This is a genomic window from Clostridioides sp. ZZV15-6388 (assembly GCF_020657755.1).
Lineage (GTDB): Bacteria > Bacillota > Clostridia > Peptostreptococcales > Peptostreptococcaceae > Clostridioides.
On record NZ_JAGWCU010000001.1, the window covers coordinates 239,029 to 257,908 of the forward strand.

Below are 18,880 nucleotides of genomic sequence, written 5' to 3' on the forward strand. Positions count from 1 at the left end.
TATGTACAAGACTATAAATAAAAATCAACTTGAGGAAATGATGAAAAATGAAAAAGATATTTTATTGTTAGATGTAAGAACTAAAGATGAATTTAATGAAAGTAAAATAGAAAATGCGATAAACATATCTTTACAAGAGTTAATTAATAGTATAGATGAAATTTATGACTATAAGGATAAAAAGGTAATAGTTTATTGTAGAAGTGGCCATAGAAGTGTTACTGCATGTAATTTGTTAGCTGAAGAAGGTTTTAAGAATTTGTATAACTTAAAATCTGGAATAACTGATTATATGAATTAAATGCTTAGGTTGTGTTAGGTGAAGTAATTTAATATTAAATTTTTATGATATGCTTTTATAAATTATAAAGAAAATAAAGCTAGAATATCTGTAAAAGTGATATTTATTTTTTAGAGGAAGAGAACTACAAAGGATTAATGTAACTGCAAGTTCATCTAAAGATATACAGAGTGATATAAAAAGTGTCAATCTGTATATCTTTAGAATAGAAGTAAAAGATAGAATGTAATGCTAAATTATGTTTGTAAAATATATGTATCTCTGATTGTTGAGCAGATATATATTTAAACATTCATAAGATGAGTTAGGAAAGAACGAATTCTTTCTATTTTTTCATCATTAGAAATGTCATTACATAGTAATATACCTTGTTGACCATATACACAAAAATATGCTGTTGTATCGGAATCAGGAATATTAATTTCTCCTCGAGAATTAGCTAGTTCAATTTGTTTTTTTACAATTGGCACAAGCTTCTCGCAGACTCTCAAAGATAACTGGTCGTGAATTTTTTTGTTTTGTTCTCCATGACATACTTTGTAATAAAGATTATCATCAGTTTCTATATCAATAAATGTTGGTGCTTCTTCAATTATTTGTTTCAATGTTTTATTTTTATTGTTTAGTATAGGTAGCATTTTATCTACTAAAGTTTGTGCATACTGGTCTATAGCACTATCAAATAAGATTTCTTTTGATGGAAAATAACGATAACACAAACCTTGTGCAACATTCATATATTTTGCAATATCAGTAATAGAAGTTTTTTCATATCCATTTTCATAAAATAACTTCATTGCAGTATCTAAAATTTCTTGTCTACGCTCATTAGGTTCTTTAGTAATACGTGGCATATAGCATCCTCCTTCTGATTTCAAGTACATAATAGCATATGGCATTTTGAAAGTCAATGAATGAATATCAGTCATTTATAAGTAATTATGAGGGATAGCTTATTAACTAGAAACTAGAAAAAGGTAGTAACTGAGAAGCTACTACCTTTAATATAAACTTAAACTATAGATTATTTTTATAGGATTTTTAAATATATAATAAAGTGTCTAATGTCCAGTTAAATTACTATCACCAAATTTTTTGTTAAATGGTTTTATAACTCTATTTATAGGACCTTTTAGAAGTACATTTAAGCAGATGAACAAAATCATAAATAATAGTAATACTAATATATCTTTAATTAAATTTGGAGGATATATACCACCAACAGCTTCCCTTGTGGCACCTATTGCGTAAGTAAATGGCATTATAGGATTTATTCTTTGGAAGAATGTAGGTGTAACTTGTATAGGGAATGTACCACCAGAAGAGCCAATTTGTACGACTAGTAGTACTATTGCAATTGCCTTTCCTATATTTCCAAATACAGACACTAAAGAGTAAACTATAAAATTAAACACCATACTAGTAAACATGAGTAGAATTATTAGTAAAATTGGATGTTCTGCTGTTACTCCTAATAATAATATATCTCCAGTTCCAATTATAAATCCTTGAACGAGAGCTATACTTAAAAAAGTAAGTCCTCTTCCAAAATAAATCTCATAAGGTTTATAGTTTCCATGTACAGATGTAGATAATAATGCTGAAAGCAGTAATATACCTACCCATGTAGAAAGAACACTATAAAATGGTGTCATTGCAGAACCATAGTTGGCAATTGGATATAATTTTTCTGTCTTTACTTCAACAGGTTCCTTTAAAAAGTTTGATTTTGTCAATATATCACTTTCAAGTAAGTTAACTAGCTTTTTCATATCTTCACCATTGCTAATTTTACTTAAAGTATCAACTAAGTCATCTAACATTCCTTTTGCCAAAGGAAGTTTTTCTCTTATTAATGATATACTTTCTTGTGCATTTCCTGAAAGACTTAAAGAAGTAGTAAGAATCTCTTCAACCTTTGGAAGTTTTGCTTCTGCTTTATCTAAAACAGTAATTATATCATTTGCTACATTTATGCTTTTTTCAAATATACTGTTTATAGGTTTTGATATTTTTGAGTCAAAATTATTTAAAAGATTTAAATTAATTCTTCCTATACCATTTGATAAGCTTAAAACGTTATTTAAGGCACTTATAGATGGCTGTTGTCCAGATATAACCTTATCTTTAATATCATTTAATGTTGATATAGAAGAATCTATTTTATTGCTGGAATCTTCAAGGCTATTTATTACATCATCCAGTCTATTGTTTGATGTAAGCTGATTCAATTTACTTAAAAAATCTTCTAAAGTATCATTTAAAGATTGTAAGTTAGAAAGTTTTTCTGATAAATTGTCTATCAATTTAGGTACATCTTCACTTCCACTGTTCACTGCATCAATTAAATTTAATGTAAGAGAAGATGCAGAAGATGAAAGGTCAACCATTAAATTTAAATCAGACTTTATAAGTGGAGAAAGTTCGTCTACATTGTTATTTGTATCCTCTAAGAATTTTTTTACATCACTTGATAATAATTTTGTATCATTTAAAGTCTTTTTAATTGTAGGTAAATCAGCTTTAATATCTTTAACTGTACCTGATAGCTTTGAAGTAGCATCAGCAGCTAAATCGACAGTCTTATTTATATGGTCAAATCTTTTTTGAAGGTCGATAAGAGAACTTTCAACCTTTGTTAGTTTTGGAAGTCCATGTTCAATTCCTGCACCAACTCCATTTGATACACCAAGAACTATTTCACTCACTGTCTTTATTATTGTTTGATTAACTTGTAACTGTATTGCAGAAGCTCCTTTGTCAGTAATCTTTGGTGCAACTGCATTTATCTTTTCATTTACTGTATAGATAAGTTCACCCTTTTTAACATCATCTGTAATTAGGGAAGTTAAATCTTTTGTGAAATTTTTTGGAATCTTAAGTGATGCATAATAAGTACCTTTTTTAACACCTTCAAGAGCCGTTTTCTCATCTACAAACTGCCAACCTAAACTTTTATTATCTTTAAGTTGTTCAATTAACTGGTCTCCGATATTAATTTTCTGTCCTGCTATCTCATTACCTTTATCTTCATTTGTTACTGCTACAAGCATATTAGCAGTACTCCCATATGGGTCCCAAGATGCTTTTATATTAAACCAAGCATATAAAGATGGTAAAAAAGCAAGTCCTACAACTATTATAAGTACTGCATAATTTCCACGTATATCTTTTAGGTCGCTTTTAAAAATTTCTAATATATTTTTTAAACCCTTTGAAGGTCTTAAATTTTTCATATTATTCCAGTTTAAAACTTCTTTTAAACCATTTGTTTTTTTCAAATGTCTCACCTCCTGAATATTTTAATAGATAAAAAAGTTAGATTTATAATCAATTTTAAATTATATTACTTTTTACACAAATAGTAAAGTTAAAGTTTTGTCTTAATTTTAATACATATATATTATATATAATAGTATGCTATAAATATATATAAATATGGGAAATAAAAACAAATAATTTATAAAATATATAGTATAAAAATTAAGAATAAATCAAATATTTATAATTGATATAATCAATTAAATTATTGATTGTGATATACTTTTAATAGTGAGAAAATGCTATGAAGGGATGATTGAATGAGGTATTTTAAAAAATATATAAAAAAATATATAGTGTTGTTTTTAACAGCAATATTTTTCTTAACATTGGAAGCTTTTTGTGATTTGGCACAACCAACTATAATGGCTAAAATAATTGATATAGGGGTTTTAAATAAGGACTTAGACTACATATTATCAACAGGAGCTTTAATGATAGGTATAACTTTTTTAGGAGCAGTATTTTCAATAATAAGGAGTATAATCTCAGCAAGAGTTTCTCAGTGTTTTTCTTATGATTTAAGACAGGATGTATTTGAAAAGATAAATACATATTCGTTGAAGCAAGTAGATAAGTTTGGTAGAGCCTCACTAATAACAAGAATTACTAATGATATTAATCAGATACAATTATTTGTTCATGGAATGATGAGAGTTTTTATAAAATCACCAATTATGTGTATAGGAAGTTTAATTATAGCAATAAAATTAAATTTAAAAATGTCAATAATTATTTTAATTGCAGTTTCAATTATATTTATTATAATATTGTTTAATATGAAGATTGGATATAAGTTATTTAAAAAAGTACAAGAAAGTACAGATAAAATAAACTCAAAATTGAGACAGTTTTTAGGTGGAATAAAGGTAGTTAAATTATTTTGTAGGTATGATTATGAGAATAAACGTTTTGAAGAATTAAATAATGAACTTTTTCAAAATAGTAGAAAAGCTACAACAATGATGTCATTTTTTAGACCAACAATTACAATAATTATTAATATTGCTATAATAATAATATTGCTGATTGGAAGATATTTAATTTATTCTGGAGAAATTAAAATTGGAATTATAGTTGCCTATGTAAACTACATGACTAGAATATTAACATCACTTATAATGATTTCACATGTTTTTAATGTTTTTGTGAGAGCAAAAGCTTCTTATGAAAGAATAAGTGAAGTCTTGCTTGATGAGAATGAAGAAGTGATTATCAAAAATACTGATTTAGATGGTAAAGAAAGAGAATTAGAATTTATAAATGGTGATATAATTTTTGAAAATGTAGACTTTTCGTATAATAAAAATATAGATGAGAAGATATTAAAAGACATATCTTTTAAAATAAAAGAAGGGCAAAATATTGGCGTGATTGGCCAAACTGGTTCAGGAAAGACTTCTTTAATCAATTTAATCCAAAAATTATATATGGTTGATAAAGGAGATATTAAGATAGGAGAGCATAGCATATATAGTATATCTAAAGAAAGTTTAAGAGAAAAAATAGGTGTAGTTTTTCAAAATAGCAGTGTGTTTGGAAAGAGTATATCAGAAAATATAATTATGGGAAATAAAGATATAAGTGAGGAAGATGTTGTAAAAGCATGCGAAATAGCAAATGCAAATCAATTTATAACAAAGCTTGAAAATTCTTATGATGAAGTTTTGTTTCAAAGGGGTAAAAACCTATCAGGAGGACAAAGACAAAGAGTTACAATAGCTAGAGCTATAGCAAAAAAACCACAAATATTAATTCTTGACGATTGTTTTAGTGCGATGGACATCAATACAGAAACAGTTATAAGGAAAAATATAAAAGATTATATAAATAATTTAAGAGAAAATGAAAACAAGAAATGTACTATTATAACTATTTCACAAAAAATTAGTTCTATAATTGACTGTGATAAGATTTTAGTTTTAGATGAGGGAGAGGTGGTTGGATTTGCTGCACATGAAGATTTACTGGTTAGTTCTCCAACTTATAAAAAGATTTTTGAGTTGCAAAATCTAGTAAATGAAGATGTAAATTAAGGAGGAAGTGTATTGAATTTGAGTACTGGAAATCAAAAGGTGAGTAGACTAAAGAAAAAAGCAAAGCCTAAAGATTTTAAAAAAACATTTAAAAGAGTTTTTATGTACTTTAAAAAAGATAAAAAAATTACTAGATTGATTTTTTTACTAGTAATAATTGATTCAATTATATCAACTATAATACCATATACTCTTGGAAAAGTAGTTGACATAATAAATATTGATATATATTCAAAGTCTGTTTTCTTAAAAGGAATACTTATTTTACTTTTATTTTATATAATTGAATTTTTAGTTAAGCTGTCTAAGGGGGTATTTACAGCTAGATTATCTCAAAGTATAGTTAGAGATATGAGAAGTAATTTATTTCTAAAATTTAGGAATTTACCAATAACTTTCTTTGATAAGAGTCCCACTGGAGATATTATGAGTAGAGTAACAAATGATGTTGATAATATTAGTACAGGTATTTCAACTTCATTAGTACAATTAATTACAGGAATTTTAAACATATTGCTAACTTTCATTATGATGTTTATATTAAGCCCTATTTTAACTTTTTGTAGTATTGTATTAATACCAGTAGTAATGCTTCTGAGTAATTTTATTGCAAAGAGGACTAGAGTTTTTTTTAAGCAACAACAAGTGGAGCTAGGAAAGCTAAATTCTCATATTGAGGAAATGATATCAAATATAAATGTAGTAAAAGCTTTTAATTATGAGAAAAAATCTGTAAGTGACTTCAAAGAAATCAATGATAGGCTTTTGAGTATTTCACTTAAATCACAGATTTATACATCTCTTTTAATGCCTATTATGAACGTAATTAGTAACATAGGGTTTGCAATTATATGTATTATAGGTGGAGTACTTGCGTCTAAAGACGTTATAACTATAGGAGTTATAGCAAGTTTTTTAAGTTATGTAAGACAATTTACAAGACCTTTAAATGAATTAGCTAACTTATTTAATACACTGCTTTCAGCTGTAGCAGGATGTGAAAGAGTCTTTGAAATTATGGATGAGCAAGAAGAAGCACAAATAAATAGTAGCACTAAAAGTGATATTTACAACAATAAAAATAATAATTTAAAAAAATCTTTTATAAATGGAGATATTGAATTTAAAGATGTAAGTTTTTCTTATGACTCAAAAAAGAATATTTTAAGTGATATAAACTTAAAAATCAAGGCTGGAACATCAAATGCCATAATAGGAGAAACTGGTAGTGGAAAAACGACAATTATAAATCTGATTACAAATTTCTATCAAGTAGAAAAAGGGAAGATATTTTTAGATGGGAATGATATATATTCAGTTGATAGGAATTGTTTAAGAAATTATTTTGGAGTAGTTCCACAAGAAAGTTATATATTTAATGACACTGTTATGGAAAATATAAGATATGGAAATCTAACAGCAACTGATGAACAGGTTATATCTGCTAGTAAAATAGCAAATTTACATAAGTTTATAATTAAGATGCGTGAAGGATATGAGACTGTTTTATCGGATAGGGGTGAGGATTTAAGTGAGGGGCAAAAACAACTAATTAGTATTGCTAGGGCGGTATTAAAAAATGCACCAATACTTATTTTAGATGAAGCTACAAGTAATATAGATATAGCAACTGAAGCTAAGATTCAAGAGGCAATAAATAATATAACTTATGGAAAGACTAGTATAATTATAGCTCATAGACTAAGTACTATATCAAATTGTGACAATATAATAGTTTTAGAAAATGGGCGAATTGTAGAGTCTGGAAACCATAAAGAACTAATAAAACTAAAAGGTCATTATCACAGAAATATACTGTTAACAAATCGAAATTAAAAATTAATAAAAAAATTTAAAAAAAATTGTTTAAAGGTATATGACGCGGGTATATATAGACTAACTTAGAAAATAAAAAATTTAATTTGATATATAAAATATTAGGAGGAAATTAATTATGAAAAAATTTGTTTGTACAGTATGTGGATATATACATGAAGGGGATGCTGCACCAGCACAATGTCCAGTATGTAAAGTTGGAGCTGATAAGTTTGAAGAAATGAAAGGCGAAAAGAATTGGGCTGATGAGCACAGAATAGGAGTAGCTCAAGGTGTAGATGAAGAAGTAATCGAAGGATTAAGAGCTAATTTTGTTGGAGAGTGTACAGAAGTAGGAATGTATTTAGCAATGAGTAGACAAGCTGATAGAGAAGGATATCCAGAAGTTGGAGAAGCTTATAAGAGAATAGCTTTTGAAGAAGCAGAACATGCTGCTAAATTTGCAGAACTTCTTGGAGAAGTTGTAGTTGCAGATACAAAAGAAAACTTAAGAGTTAGAGTTGATGCTGAATATGGTGCAACTGATGGAAAATTAAAATTAGCTAAAAAAGCTAAAGAATTAGGATTAGATGCTATACATGATACAGTACATGAAATGTGTAAAGATGAAGCTAGACATGGTAAAGCATTCTTAGGATTATTAAATAGATATTTTGGAAAATAAATTTATAAAAAATTATATATAGATTTTTGATTATCTTTTTAATCTTCTTATATGTCCGAATAGCCTTATTTTATAAGCTATTTGGGCATTTTACTTTATATCAATACTCATGTTTCTAGGTTTATCTTCTTATATTTTTCCCATCAAACGTGGTAAATATCGTGGTAAATACTTTTATGCAATCAGATGCTTAACCTCTGTCTTGGCACTGTCAATGGACGAATGAGCGCACCAGTTTGTTGTGATACCGATACTCGAATGTCCCATGAAATACTGTAAATCTTTCGGGTTCATGTTCCGTTGTGCCAGTTTCGCACAGAATGTATGGCGTAATATATATGGTGTGATATGTGGTAAGGCTGTATCCATGTTGCTTGTTGTATTTCTTCACAATATGGTTAAATAACCCATTGTAATCAATCGCAACCTTTGGATTACCATTCTGATTGACAAATAGGAAATTTCCCCATTCGTCTATTACTATTGGCTCTGTCTTAGGGCGATTCTTAGTATCTATCCAGCACCCATTTCAACCATTATTCATTCTCATAAGTTTAATAATCAACAAATAGAGCTTAAAATGATTGTATATTTCAATCTATTGTGATTATTTATATTTACGAATACATAATAATCATTACACGCTTATCTGTTAATGAATTTTTCTTGATTTTGCACAAATAATTAAGTACGACAGGCTTATAAATAACAAGTAACGAAACAATGTGGAGGGTTATGCCATGAAATACAAACTTTTGGGAGAGAATATCCAGATAATCAGAAAGCACAGAAAAATGAAACAGCAGGAATTTGCAGATGCTATCAGTATCAATATGCAGAGCCATTCCAAGATTGAAGGAGGATTGAATTTTCCTACCTTATGAAACGCTGAAAAAGATAACAAATGTATTAGATGTTACACCAAATGAATTGTTATCAGGAGAATGGAAACATACTTACCATATGGAACAGTTCATCATGGAAGTAGTAGAACGGGAAGAAGATTTCAATGTGTCGCTGGAAAATATGCCTATGATGAATTTTTCCAAAGTCATGAGGAGTGGAAGTTTTATATGAAAGTCAAGATGTCGGAATATATCAACAATTATATGAGCGATATAAAAATATCTATTTATGAATTATTGGAGATAAAGAAGTTAATTCAGCGTCAAAAAATGGACAGGCTGATGAAATGCTATAAGGTATGGCATAGTATTGACCGTTGTGATGAACTGTTAAAGGGGTATCAAGAGGAATAAAGGGAAAGTATGTTGTACAGTTCTTTTACAATGGATTATAGTTTGAGCTTATTACTGCATAAGGATAGCAACTAGAATAATATAGGATAAATAATAAAAGGCTTGTATAACATAAAGTATTATGCAAGTCTTTAATTTATTGACAACTGTACTATTTCGTATTATACTGTACTTGCATAAGTAATACGGTATAATACGAAAGGAGAAAAATAGTGGAAATATTTATCAATAATCATGCTAGTGTTCCTATTTATGAACAAATTTCTTCACAGATAAAAGCACTGATTATCAATGGAGAATTGAAAGCTGGAGAAGCTTTGCCATCCATAAGAGGGCTGGCTAAATCTCTGCATATAAGTGTTTTGACAGTACAAAAGTCTTATGATGTACTTCAAACAGACGGTTTTATAGAAACAACGGCTGGAAAGGGGTGCTTTGTTTCTGCTCAAAATCAAGATTTTTATTTAGAAGAACAACAGAAAAAAATAGAAAGCCATTTTTCAGAAGCCATTGAAATAGCTAAAGTAAGTGGAATTAAACTTAATAAATTACAATTGCTATTAACATTATTGTACGAGGAGGAATGATACTATGGAAAAAATTGCATTAGAGCTTAAAGGAATAACGAAACAATACAAGGATTTTAAACTGGATAACATTTCTTTTAAAGTACCACAAGGAAGTATCGTAGGTCTGATTGGCGAAAATGGTGCTGGAAAAAGCACTACAATCAATGCTATTCTAGGATTGACTGTTACCGAACAAGGAGAAGTATCTGTATTTAACGGAAAAAGTGTAAATGCCGAAACAAAAGAACATATAGGTGTTGTTTTTGACGGAAGTAATTATCCAGACAGTTTAACTCCTAAAAAGTTAGGAAAGGTATTTCAAAACATTTACAAAGAATGGGATAGCCAAAAATATTTAGAACTACTTAATAAATTTGAACTTCCAGTTAATAAAAAACTTAAAGAGTATTCTAAAGGAATGAAAATGAAGTATTCTATTTCGGTAGCATTATCTCATAATTCAAAATTGCTAATTCTTGATGAGGCTACAAGTGGTCTTGACCCAATAATAAGAGATGATATTTTAGAAATGTTTTTAGATTTTATTCAAGATGAAGAACACTCAATACTGGTTTCATCTCATATTACCAGTGATTTAGAAAAAATTGCAGATTATATTGTATTCATACATAAAGGAAAAGTATTATTTTCAAAACCAAAAGACGAGTTATTAGAAAAATATGGAATTATAAAATGTAATTCAAAGCAATTTAATGAAATAGATAAAGCTGATATTATTGCATATAGAAAACAAGATTATGAATGGCAAATATTGATTTCTAATAGGCAGCATACAGAAAGAAAATATCCGAAAATTATGATTGTACCAGCGAGTATAGATGAAATTATGCTTATGTATGTAAAGGGGGATAAATAGTATGAAAGGTTTGCTTTTAAAAGATTATTACATTATCAAGTCATCAATTATTACACTACTGATTACTTTTGCTGTTATTGGGTTTGGAGTATCTTTTTTTGCAACTCCACAAGTTTTGATTGTTATAGCAACAACTGTACTAGGTATGAGTGTAGCAACGATAATTAATATTGACAAAAAATGTGGCTGGTTAAAAACAGCTGTAACATTTCCAACACCTAAAAGAACAATTATAAGCAGTAAATATCTTATGTATGTGCTACTATGTTTGCTTGGCATAGTGTTTGGAATAATTTTCAGTACAATGGTATCTTTTGTTATAAATGATATGAATTTTAGCTTTTTGCCATTGTTTACATGCTTGAGTATAGTTATGACATTCTTTTCTGGCGGAATTATGCTTCCATGCTTTTATTTACTTGATGAAGAAAAAAGTGTGGTTGGTGCAATAATAGCATATACACTTGCAGCAGGATTTGTATTCGGCATGAGTAAATTGATTGATAACGGTACTTTGTCAATGGCAATAAGTATTCTAGTTTCGATTATTATATTTATAATTTCATGGTGTCTGATTTGCAAACATGTATCAACTAAAGATATTTGATATAATGGCAATGATGAAGTTAGGGAGATATAACTGCTATGAAAGTTTTAAAAAAAGAGATATAAAACAATCTTAAAAGTTGGGGCAAGAGCACAAGGTGTTTCCATTGCAGAATACAAGAAACTATTGACGAAGCAATCTTAATGGAACATCATTTACAACTGAATATGCTAACACTTTAGCTCATACAAACTATATGTTTTGTGTGGGCTTTTTTCATAGTCAATATCTTTTCAGCTATCTATATACAAAAGATATAAATAAAATTCCTACTCAAAATTAAGAGGAATATTTGCGTTTATATATTTCAGTTATATGCAGAAAGGAGGTGAATAAACATGAGTTTATCTTCTTTTGAGCATATCGTCAGATTACAGTTTAATGCTTTAATGATGATGATTATCCATCTTATGAGTTGATATGTAAGGCATTTGACGGAGATGAAAAAGCAATCAAGGAAATTTTGAAATCTATAACACTTATATATCCAAATTATGCCTACGTCCGTGTTACAATGAGAGTGGTTCGGTCAATATGCAAGTTGATGAAGAACTAAAAGGATAAATTCATACACAGATGATAAAAGCTATTTTTATGTTTGAAATCAAAGTGAAATAGTCTAGTTGTATGAATGAAGAAAGGGAAATGTACAGCTTTTGTGCTATCTTCCTTGTCTCTTTATCGTCATGTCAAGGCTCATTCAATCGTGGTAAATTCGTGGTAAAATGAGTGCTTTTTTTAGGGTATTAGGAATTTCCCTTATGTCAATTAAAGCTAATAGGAAGTATTCAAATATAAAAATATGGAATTAAAGAGTAAATTAGATTCTAAAATAGTAAATTGACATACACATAGGAATACATTAAACTAAGTATAAAAATATTGACTGTTTAATAAAGGTGGTGGATAAACTGATTAAGTATACATATAAAAGTAAGATAGCTATTGTAGTGCTACATGAAATTTATGGAGTTAACAACTTTATAAAGGATATTTGTCAAAAATACTATCAAGATGGATATGATGTATTCTGTCCTGAACTTTTGGGTAGTGGAAAAGTTTTTTCTTATTTAAAAGCCCAAGATGCATATAATTTTTTTATAACTAATATAGGATTTAATATTTATGAAAAAGTAGAAAAACTTATAAATGATTTAAAATTAAAATATAAGCATGTATTCGTTATTGGGTATAGTGTAGGTGCAACAATTGCATGGAGATGCAGTGAAAATTCATTGTGTGATGGAATAATTTGCTGTTATGGTTCTCGAATTAGAGATTATATAGATGTAATTCCAAAATGTCCTGTTTTATTGGTATTTGCAAAATACGATTCATTTGATGTTGATTTTGTTGCCTCTCAACTTGCTAAAAAACAAAATATTCAAATTGAAATTGCAGAGGCAAATCATGGTTTTATTGATACATATTCAAAAAATTATTCTAATACTCATGCACAAACATTCAATCTTCAACAAATGGAGTTTCTATCTAAACATTCAAGTTAATAGAGACTATAATTATTTATAAGAGAATTTAAAATTTTTTTGTTTGTCACACACTCATGCATAGAAGAAAAGAGTATGTCAAAATATATTTATCTGTTGATATTTTAAAATTAGATAGAGCATTTTTTACAGAAAAAGATGAAAGTAATAATAAAAAAATGTTTCTAAGGAAGAATTAAATATATAAATAAATATAGAATAGATGAAAAATAAAGATGCTTTTAGATAGTCAAAGATACTATCTAAAAGCATCTTTATTTTATGGAAATTATGCTAAAATGAATAAGATTTATATGAGGAAGAAGTTTAATTGAGAAAAAAAATCAAAAGAATACAATAATCACTTGCAAAACTTATACTATTGTGATAGACTTAAATCAAAATTAAGAATTGTAAAAAGAAGGAAAAAAATAGGTAATCATTTTAATGAGTCACAACTTAAAAATAAGATACTAGAATTTAAATAGAAGGAAAAGTCTACACATAAATTTAAATTAGTATAAGGAGGAGGAAAATCATATGCCATTAGTATTATCAAATATAGGAGAAGAAGTAGTTATAAAGAAGATTTCAGGAAGTGATAAGATAAGAACCTTTTTAAATAGCATAGGATTTGTAGTAGGAACAAATGTTAAAATAATTTCTAAGATAGATGGCAATTTGATAATAGATGTAAAGGATACTAGAATTGCATTAGATAAAAAAATGGCAAGCAGGATAATAATATAGGGAGGTAGTAATATGAACAAGCTAAAGGATATTAAGTGTGGGGAAACTGTAAAAGTTAAAAAATTAGAAGGAGAAGGAGCCACACGAAGACGTATAATGGATATGGGGATTACAAGGGGTGTTGATGTGTTTGTGAGAAAAGTAGCTCCTCTTGGAGACCCAATTGAAATAACAGTTAGAGATTATGAACTGTCAATTCGTAAATCAGATGCAGAAAAAATTATTGTGGAATAATAAACTTAATTATAGTAGGGTTAATGCAATTATATAGTGAGAATGATTTTCTGTATCAAAAATAATTATGTATCTAAATATTAATGGAGGGAATGGAAATGTCAATAAAAATAGGTCTCATAGGAAATCCTAATTGTGGCAAGACAACAATGTTTAATGGACTTACAGGTTCATCGCAATATGTTGGTAACTGGCCAGGAGTAACAGTTGAAAAAAAAGGTGGAAAATTAAAAGGAAATAAAGATGTAGAAATAGTAGATTTACCAGGAATTTATTCTCTATCGCCATATACATTAGAGGAAGTTGTTACACGTAATTTTATGCTTGATGATAAACCAGATGCAGTAATAAATATTGTAGATGCATCAAATATAGAGAGAAATTTATATTTAACAACTCAGGTTTTGGAATTAGGTATACCTACTGTTATAGCTCTTAACATGATGGATGTTGTTAAGAAAAATGGAGATAAGATAAATATTAAAAAATTATCAGAGGTTATAGGTTGCCCTGTAGTAGAAGTAACAGCTGTTAAAGGGCAAGGAATTATGGAAGCTGCTCAAAAAGCAATTGAAATTGCAAGTTGTAACAATAAATTAGATTTTAAGTTACCTTTTGTTGATGAAAGCAAAGGAGCAATAGAAAAAATCGAAAAGATAATAGAGGAAAAAACTCCATATATAGATATGGAAACACGTTGGTTAGCTATCAAGTTATTTGAAAGAGATGAAAATGTTATACAAAAGCTTGATATTTCTAAAGGAATATTAAATGATATAGAAGAAATAACTAGAAGCTGTGAAGATGAATTGGATGATGATAGTGAAAGTATAATCACAGCAAATCGTTATGAATTTATCAGTTCAATAATTTCAAGCATAATAAAGAAAAATAGAAAAGGTAAAGAAACTGTCTCAGATAAAATAGATAAGATTGTAACAAACCGTATATTAGCATTACCTATTTTTGCACTTATAATGTGGGGAGTTTACTACATAGCAGTAAGTTCATTGGGTGCTATAGCAACTGATTGGACAAATGATGTATTGTTTGGAGAAATTATTCAAGGTAATGTAAGTAATTTCCTAGCTTCCGTAAATGTAGCTGATTGGTTACAAGGTCTTGTAGTTGATGGCTTAATTGGTGGAGTTGGAGCTGTATTAGGATTTGTGCCACAAATCATGCTTTTATTTTTACTATTATCAATACTTGAAGATTGTGGATACATGTCACGTGTGGCTTTTATAATGGATAGAATCTTCCGTAAGTTTGGTCTTTCAGGAAAGTCATTTATACCAATGCTTATAAGTTCAGGTTGTGGAGTTCCAGGTGTTATGTCAACTCGTACTATAGAAAATGATAGAGACAGAAAAATGACTATCATGTTAACTACATTTATTCCATGTGGAGCTAAAATTCCAATAATAGCTTTATTTGCAGGAGCTTTGTTTGGAGGGGCTTCATGGGTAGCACCATCAATGTATTTCTTAGGAATTGTAATGATAATTGTTTGTGGAATTATATTAAAAAGAACTTCTTTATTTGTTGGAGAGCCATCTCCATTTGTTATGGAACTACCTCAATATCATGTTCCTAGTGCAAAAGGTGTTTTAATTCATATGTGGGATAGAGGAAAAGCATTTATAATCAAAGCAGGTACAATTATATTTGTTGCTTGTGGAGTAATATGGTTTTTACAATCATTTAACTGGTCACTACAAATGGTAGATGCAGGAGATAGTATATTGGCTAGTCTAGGAAATATAGTTGCACCAATATTTGCGCCTCTTGGATTTGGAAACTGGCAATCATCAGTAGCAACAGTTACAGGTCTAGTAGCAAAAGAAAATGTAGTTGGAACATTTGGTGTTTTGTTTGGTATATCAGATGCAACAGAACAAGACCCAACACTTCTTGGTTCAGTTGCAAGTATGTTTACAGTAGTTAGTGCATTTTCATTTATGGCATTTAACATGCTTTGTGCACCTTGTTTTGCAGCTATTGGTGCTATAAAAAGAGAAATGGGTTCATGGAAATGGACATGGATTACATTAGGATTCCAAACTTTAACAGCTTATATAGTTGCTCTTCTTATCAATCAAGTTGGAAGTGTACTTTTAGGAACTGGCGGAAGTATTGCTGGGGCAATAATATCTATAGTTATAGCAATAGCTGTAGTATTTGGAGTTTTAACTTATTCAAATCGAACAATAAAAAAAGATAAAATTGGTAATTTGAGCTATATGAAAAATTAGTTCATATAAATAAGGAGTGATGATTATGGCTACATTTGTTATAGCAGCTATTGTGGTAATATTAATGGCATTGGCTGTGATGCATATGGTTAATAACAAAAAAAAGAATGGCAGTAGTTGTGGATGTGGTTGTTCTGGATGCTCAAGTAGTAAGAGTTGCCATGATACTAAAAGATAGATAAAATAAGAGTCTGATAAAAAGTTTAAATTACTTTATTATCAGGCTTTTATTTTTTATATAAATAATAAATTTCATATTTGAATTCAATTAGACTATATTATATTTTTACTGTATAATTATAGACAAATATATGATTAGGAGGGATTATTGCTAAATACAGCAATATAAATGTTTATTATGTTTAAATTTGATGTGACAAACGAACTTATGTGTATAGCAAGAGGAAGTGGTAAATTTTTTGCTAAAAAAGGTGCTATGGTAGCATTTAAAGGAAATTTTAACTTTGAAAAATTAATATTAGGCCCAAACAATGGCGGTGGTTTAGGTAGAGCATTACTAGGACATGTTCAAAGGTCATTGACAGGAGAACAAATGCCAATAATGGTTGTTGAAGGTGAAGGTGAAATTTACCTAGCACAAAATGCTTATCATGTAGATGTAATATCAATTGACCCAGGTGACTCGATTTGTGTTGAGAGCGAAAACTTATTAGCATTTTCAGAACAACTAGATTATAGTGTAAAATTAATTGGTTCAGGAGTAATATCTCAAAAAGGACTTTTTACTACACATTTAATAAATAAAACAAGCCAAAATCAAGATATTGCCATAATAACAGATGGTAACCCTCTGATACTTGAAGGGCCTTGTTGTGTTGACCCAGATGCGTTAGTAGCATGGACTGGAAGGGAACCATATCCTAAAGTAGCAAAACTATCATGGAAAACTTTTGTTGGTCAGACTTCAGGGGAATCTTATCATATGGAGTTTGTTGAACCTGGCCAAATAGTTATTATACAACCATCGGAGAGATTGTCTAGTCTGAATACAGATGCAACACCTTCTGACAGAATGAGGTCAGGTGGAGTAAGAATTGGCATAGATTAATTTTTATAGTGCATTTTAATTGTGATTTAAAATATATTTAAAGAATAAAAATGGTAGCAGGGGTAGGTATATTAAAAAGGAGTTTTAGATGCTGGAGAGAATTCATAAAAAGTTTAAAGGATATTACATTTTCTTACTAATCTTAATTTTATGGAAAATTGTATGTGTTTTAGGTATATGGAGTAGCTATATTTTGCCTCCACCTGAAAGAGTTTTCGAAACTTTTATAAAAATGATAAATGATGGTTCTATTTTTTTAAATGTTTATGCTAGTGTTAAGAGGATATTTATAGGTTTTTTAATAAGTTCATTGATAGCAATACCACTTGGAATCGTATTTGGTGTAAATAAAAAAATGTATGAGTATTTCAAGCCACTATTTGAATTTATGAGAAGTACACCTCCACTAGCTTTAATACCTATGCTGATTTTATGGTTTGGTATAGGTGAAGAGTCTAAAATTATAATTATAGTTTTAGCATCGTTTTTCCCAATATTTTTAAATACGCTAAAAGGGATAAAAAATTGTGACAGTAAATTAATCGAAGTAGGAAAGTCTTTTAATTTATCTAAGAAAAGAATTTTTTGCAAAATAATAATTCCTAATTCTATGTTAGATATTATTGTTGGACTTAGTCTAGGTCTTGGGTATAGCTTTAGAGCTATAATTGGTGCAGAACTTATTGCGGCTTCTTCTGGTTTAGGATACTTGATTTCTGATGGTAAGGATATGTCAAGAACTGATATTGTACTGGTTGGAATTTTTGTTATTGGTTTTTTAGGTATACTTTCAGATTATCTATTTTCAATGGCAATAGCAAAATTTAGCAAAGGGAAGCAGGTTGATTTAAATGGTTAGAAATGGATTTTTATTAGAGAATATACATAAAAAGTATTTAGTTGATAATAAAGAACATTTAGTGCTTGATGATATATCATTGAGTATATCTAGCGAAGAAATAACGGTTATATTAGGGGAAAGTGGCTGTGGGAAGACAACTTTGCTTAGAATTTTAGCAGGTCTTGAAAGTGCTACTAGTGGAAATGTATATTTTTTTTATAATGATAAAAAGTGTATCCCAAAAGTAGGGGTTGTTTTTCAAGAAAGTAGACTAATGCCATGGCTAAATGTAAGTGAAAATATACTTTTACATACTGAAAAAAATAATATAAATAAGGTTGATTTAGACAGATATTTAAAGATGATGAAACTTGAAAAGTTTAAAAACTCATATCCAAATGAGCTCTCAGGAGGAATGGCTCATAGAGTAAGTATTGCAAGAGCTCTTTCTTTTAACCCAGATATTCTATTGATGGATGAACCATTTGCGGCATTAGATTATTTTACAAGAAGAAAAATGCAAAAAGAAGTAGTAAATATCCATAAAAATACTAAAAAAGGGGTAGTATTTGTAACTCATAATATCGAAGAAGCTATGGAAATAGCAAAGAAAATAATTGTTTTTAGTAAAAATAAAGGGATTAAACAATTTAGTGTCGAAGATGAATATAATAGAGATTTAACTAAAAGCTATTATATAAGCTTAAAAAAAGAAATATTAAGGGAATTGGGGGAGTTTTAAGTGATTAAAAGAAACAAAAAAATTTTAGCAGT

Annotated in this window: 18 protein-coding genes and 2 pseudogenes; 17 read left to right on the forward strand and 3 right to left on the reverse strand. The window is 28.7% G+C overall.

What is annotated here, in order from left to right; all coding sequences use genetic code 11:
- Position 1 precedes the first annotated feature (1 nt).
- Entirely contained in the window at positions 2-301 is a 300-nt protein-coding gene (locus KGF48_RS01085) for a rhodanese-like domain-containing protein (RefSeq protein WP_227827333.1), read from the forward strand.
- Positions 302-585: 284 nt separating this feature from the next.
- Here the strand turns inward: KGF48_RS01085 and KGF48_RS01090 are convergent, their stop codons facing one another.
- The gene (locus KGF48_RS01090) at positions 586-1,155 is read right to left on the reverse strand and encodes a TetR/AcrR family transcriptional regulator (protein WP_227840153.1); all 570 of its coding nucleotides are present in this window, start codon (positions 1,153-1,155) and stop codon (positions 586-588) included.
- Between the two features lie 207 nt (positions 1,156-1,362).
- Positions 1,363-3,591 (reverse strand): YhgE/Pip domain-containing protein, encoded by a 2,229-nt coding sequence (locus KGF48_RS01095; protein ID WP_227840154.1) that lies wholly within the window; start codon positions 3,589-3,591, stop codon positions 1,363-1,365.
- A 291-nt stretch (positions 3,592-3,882) separates the two neighbouring features.
- On the opposite strand from KGF48_RS01095, the gene KGF48_RS01100 reads away from it, so the two are divergent.
- From KGF48_RS01100 to KGF48_RS01110, 3 genes are all read left to right on the forward strand, one after another.
- Positions 3,883-5,658 carry an ABC transporter ATP-binding protein gene (locus KGF48_RS01100; protein WP_227841247.1) on the forward strand — a complete coding sequence of 592 codons (1,776 nt, stop codon included), beginning with the start codon at positions 3,883-3,885 and terminating at the stop codon, positions 5,656-5,658.
- 12 nt (positions 5,659-5,670) lie between these two features.
- A complete protein-coding gene (locus KGF48_RS01105) occupies positions 5,671-7,494 on the forward strand; it encodes an ABC transporter ATP-binding protein (protein WP_227841246.1) in 1,824 nt (607 codons plus the stop codon).
- A gap of 118 nt (positions 7,495-7,612) precedes the next feature.
- Entirely contained in the window at positions 7,613-8,158 is a 546-nt protein-coding gene (locus KGF48_RS01110) for an NADH peroxidase (RefSeq protein WP_107594844.1), read from the forward strand.
- A 174-nt stretch (positions 8,159-8,332) separates the two neighbouring features.
- Here KGF48_RS01110 and KGF48_RS01115 read toward each other — a convergent pair.
- Positions 8,333-8,666, reverse strand: a pseudogene (locus KGF48_RS01115) (tyrosine-type recombinase/integrase); the annotation flags it as partial.
- Positions 8,667-9,102: 436 nt separating this feature from the next.
- Between KGF48_RS01115 and KGF48_RS01120 the strand changes: the two are divergent.
- From KGF48_RS01120 to KGF48_RS01180, 13 genes and pseudogenes are all read left to right on the forward strand, one after another.
- A complete protein-coding gene (locus KGF48_RS01120; RefSeq protein WP_227867666.1) occupies positions 9,103-9,417 on the forward strand; it encodes a hypothetical protein in 315 nt (104 codons plus the stop codon).
- Positions 9,418-9,629: 212 nt separating this feature from the next.
- Complete coding sequence (locus KGF48_RS01125; RefSeq protein ID WP_227841244.1) at positions 9,630-10,004, forward strand: GntR family transcriptional regulator; 375 nt, start codon at positions 9,630-9,632, stop codon at positions 10,002-10,004.
- 4 nt (positions 10,005-10,008) lie between these two features.
- On the forward strand, positions 10,009-10,863 hold the full coding sequence (locus KGF48_RS01130; protein ID WP_227841243.1) for an ABC transporter ATP-binding protein: 855 nt from the start codon (positions 10,009-10,011) through the stop codon (positions 10,861-10,863).
- A gap of 1 nt (position 10,864) precedes the next feature.
- Positions 10,865-11,470 (forward strand): ABC-2 transporter permease, encoded by a 606-nt coding sequence (locus tag KGF48_RS01135; RefSeq protein WP_227867667.1) that lies wholly within the window; start codon positions 10,865-10,867, stop codon positions 11,468-11,470.
- Between the two features lie 415 nt (positions 11,471-11,885).
- Positions 11,886-12,034 (forward strand): annotated as a pseudogene (locus KGF48_RS01140) (helix-turn-helix domain-containing protein).
- 335 nt (positions 12,035-12,369) lie between these two features.
- Positions 12,370-12,978 carry a dienelactone hydrolase family protein gene (locus KGF48_RS01145; RefSeq protein ID WP_227841240.1) on the forward strand — a complete coding sequence of 203 codons (609 nt, stop codon included), beginning with the start codon at positions 12,370-12,372 and terminating at the stop codon, positions 12,976-12,978.
- Positions 12,979-13,497: 519 nt separating this feature from the next.
- A complete protein-coding gene (locus KGF48_RS01150; RefSeq protein ID WP_227840993.1) occupies positions 13,498-13,707 on the forward strand; it encodes a FeoA family protein in 210 nt (69 codons plus the stop codon).
- Between the two features lie 12 nt (positions 13,708-13,719).
- Positions 13,720-13,941, forward strand: a complete 222-nt coding sequence (locus KGF48_RS01155) for a FeoA family protein (protein ID WP_227432844.1) — start codon at positions 13,720-13,722, stop codon at positions 13,939-13,941.
- Between the two features lie 98 nt (positions 13,942-14,039).
- Complete coding sequence (gene feoB / locus KGF48_RS01160) at positions 14,040-16,196, forward strand: ferrous iron transport protein B (protein ID WP_227827345.1); 2,157 nt, start codon at positions 14,040-14,042, stop codon at positions 16,194-16,196.
- Positions 16,197-16,221: 25 nt separating this feature from the next.
- On the forward strand, positions 16,222-16,374 hold the full coding sequence (locus KGF48_RS01165) for a FeoB-associated Cys-rich membrane protein (RefSeq protein ID WP_227827346.1): 153 nt from the start codon (positions 16,222-16,224) through the stop codon (positions 16,372-16,374).
- 180 nt (positions 16,375-16,554) lie between these two features.
- Positions 16,555-17,265: an AIM24 family protein gene (locus KGF48_RS01170; protein WP_227827347.1), complete on the forward strand. Its 711-nt coding sequence runs from the start codon at positions 16,555-16,557 to the stop codon at positions 17,263-17,265.
- An 88-nt stretch (positions 17,266-17,353) separates the two neighbouring features.
- Positions 17,354-18,124 (forward strand): ABC transporter permease, encoded by a 771-nt coding sequence (locus KGF48_RS01175; RefSeq protein WP_227827348.1) that lies wholly within the window; start codon positions 17,354-17,356, stop codon positions 18,122-18,124.
- Positions 18,117-18,848: an ABC transporter ATP-binding protein gene (locus tag KGF48_RS01180; RefSeq protein ID WP_227840994.1), complete on the forward strand. Its 732-nt coding sequence runs from the start codon at positions 18,117-18,119 to the stop codon at positions 18,846-18,848. Before KGF48_RS01175 ends, KGF48_RS01180 begins: the two co-directional genes overlap by 8 nt.
- The last annotated feature ends 32 nt before the right edge of the window (positions 18,849-18,880 follow it).

Excerpts from the sequence above, each read along its gene's own strand:
- KGF48_RS01110 (WP_107594844.1), top strand. The coding sequence starts at position 7,613 with ATGAAAAAATTTGTTTGTACAGTATGTGGATATATACATGAAGGGGAT.
- KGF48_RS01150 (WP_227840993.1), top strand. The coding sequence starts at position 13,498 with ATGCCATTAGTATTATCAAATATAGGAGAAGAAGTAGTTATAAAGAAG.
- feoB (WP_227827345.1), top strand. The coding sequence starts at position 14,040 with ATGTCAATAAAAATAGGTCTCATAGGAAATCCTAATTGTGGCAAGACA.
- KGF48_RS01100 (WP_227841247.1), top strand. The coding sequence starts at position 3,883 with ATGAGGTATTTTAAAAAATATATAAAAAAATATATAGTGTTGTTTTTA.
- KGF48_RS01120 (WP_227867666.1), top strand. The coding sequence starts at position 9,103 with ATGGAAACATACTTACCATATGGAACAGTTCATCATGGAAGTAGTAGA.
- KGF48_RS01085 (WP_227827333.1), top strand. The coding sequence starts at position 2 with ATGTACAAGACTATAAATAAAAATCAACTTGAGGAAATGATGAAAAAT.
- KGF48_RS01155 (WP_227432844.1), top strand. The coding sequence starts at position 13,720 with ATGAACAAGCTAAAGGATATTAAGTGTGGGGAAACTGTAAAAGTTAAA.
- KGF48_RS01175 (WP_227827348.1), top strand. The coding sequence starts at position 17,354 with ATGCTGGAGAGAATTCATAAAAAGTTTAAAGGATATTACATTTTCTTA.
- KGF48_RS01165 (WP_227827346.1), top strand. The coding sequence starts at position 16,222 with ATGGCTACATTTGTTATAGCAGCTATTGTGGTAATATTAATGGCATTG.
- KGF48_RS01170 (WP_227827347.1), top strand. The coding sequence starts at position 16,555 with ATGTTTAAATTTGATGTGACAAACGAACTTATGTGTATAGCAAGAGGA.
- KGF48_RS01180 (WP_227840994.1), top strand. The coding sequence starts at position 18,117 with ATGGTTAGAAATGGATTTTTATTAGAGAATATACATAAAAAGTATTTA.
- KGF48_RS01090 (WP_227840153.1), bottom strand. The coding sequence starts at position 1,155 with ATGCCACGTATTACTAAAGAACCTAATGAGCGTAGACAAGAAATTTTA.
- KGF48_RS01130 (WP_227841243.1), top strand. The coding sequence starts at position 10,009 with ATGGAAAAAATTGCATTAGAGCTTAAAGGAATAACGAAACAATACAAG.
- KGF48_RS01135 (WP_227867667.1), top strand. The coding sequence starts at position 10,865 with ATGAAAGGTTTGCTTTTAAAAGATTATTACATTATCAAGTCATCAATT.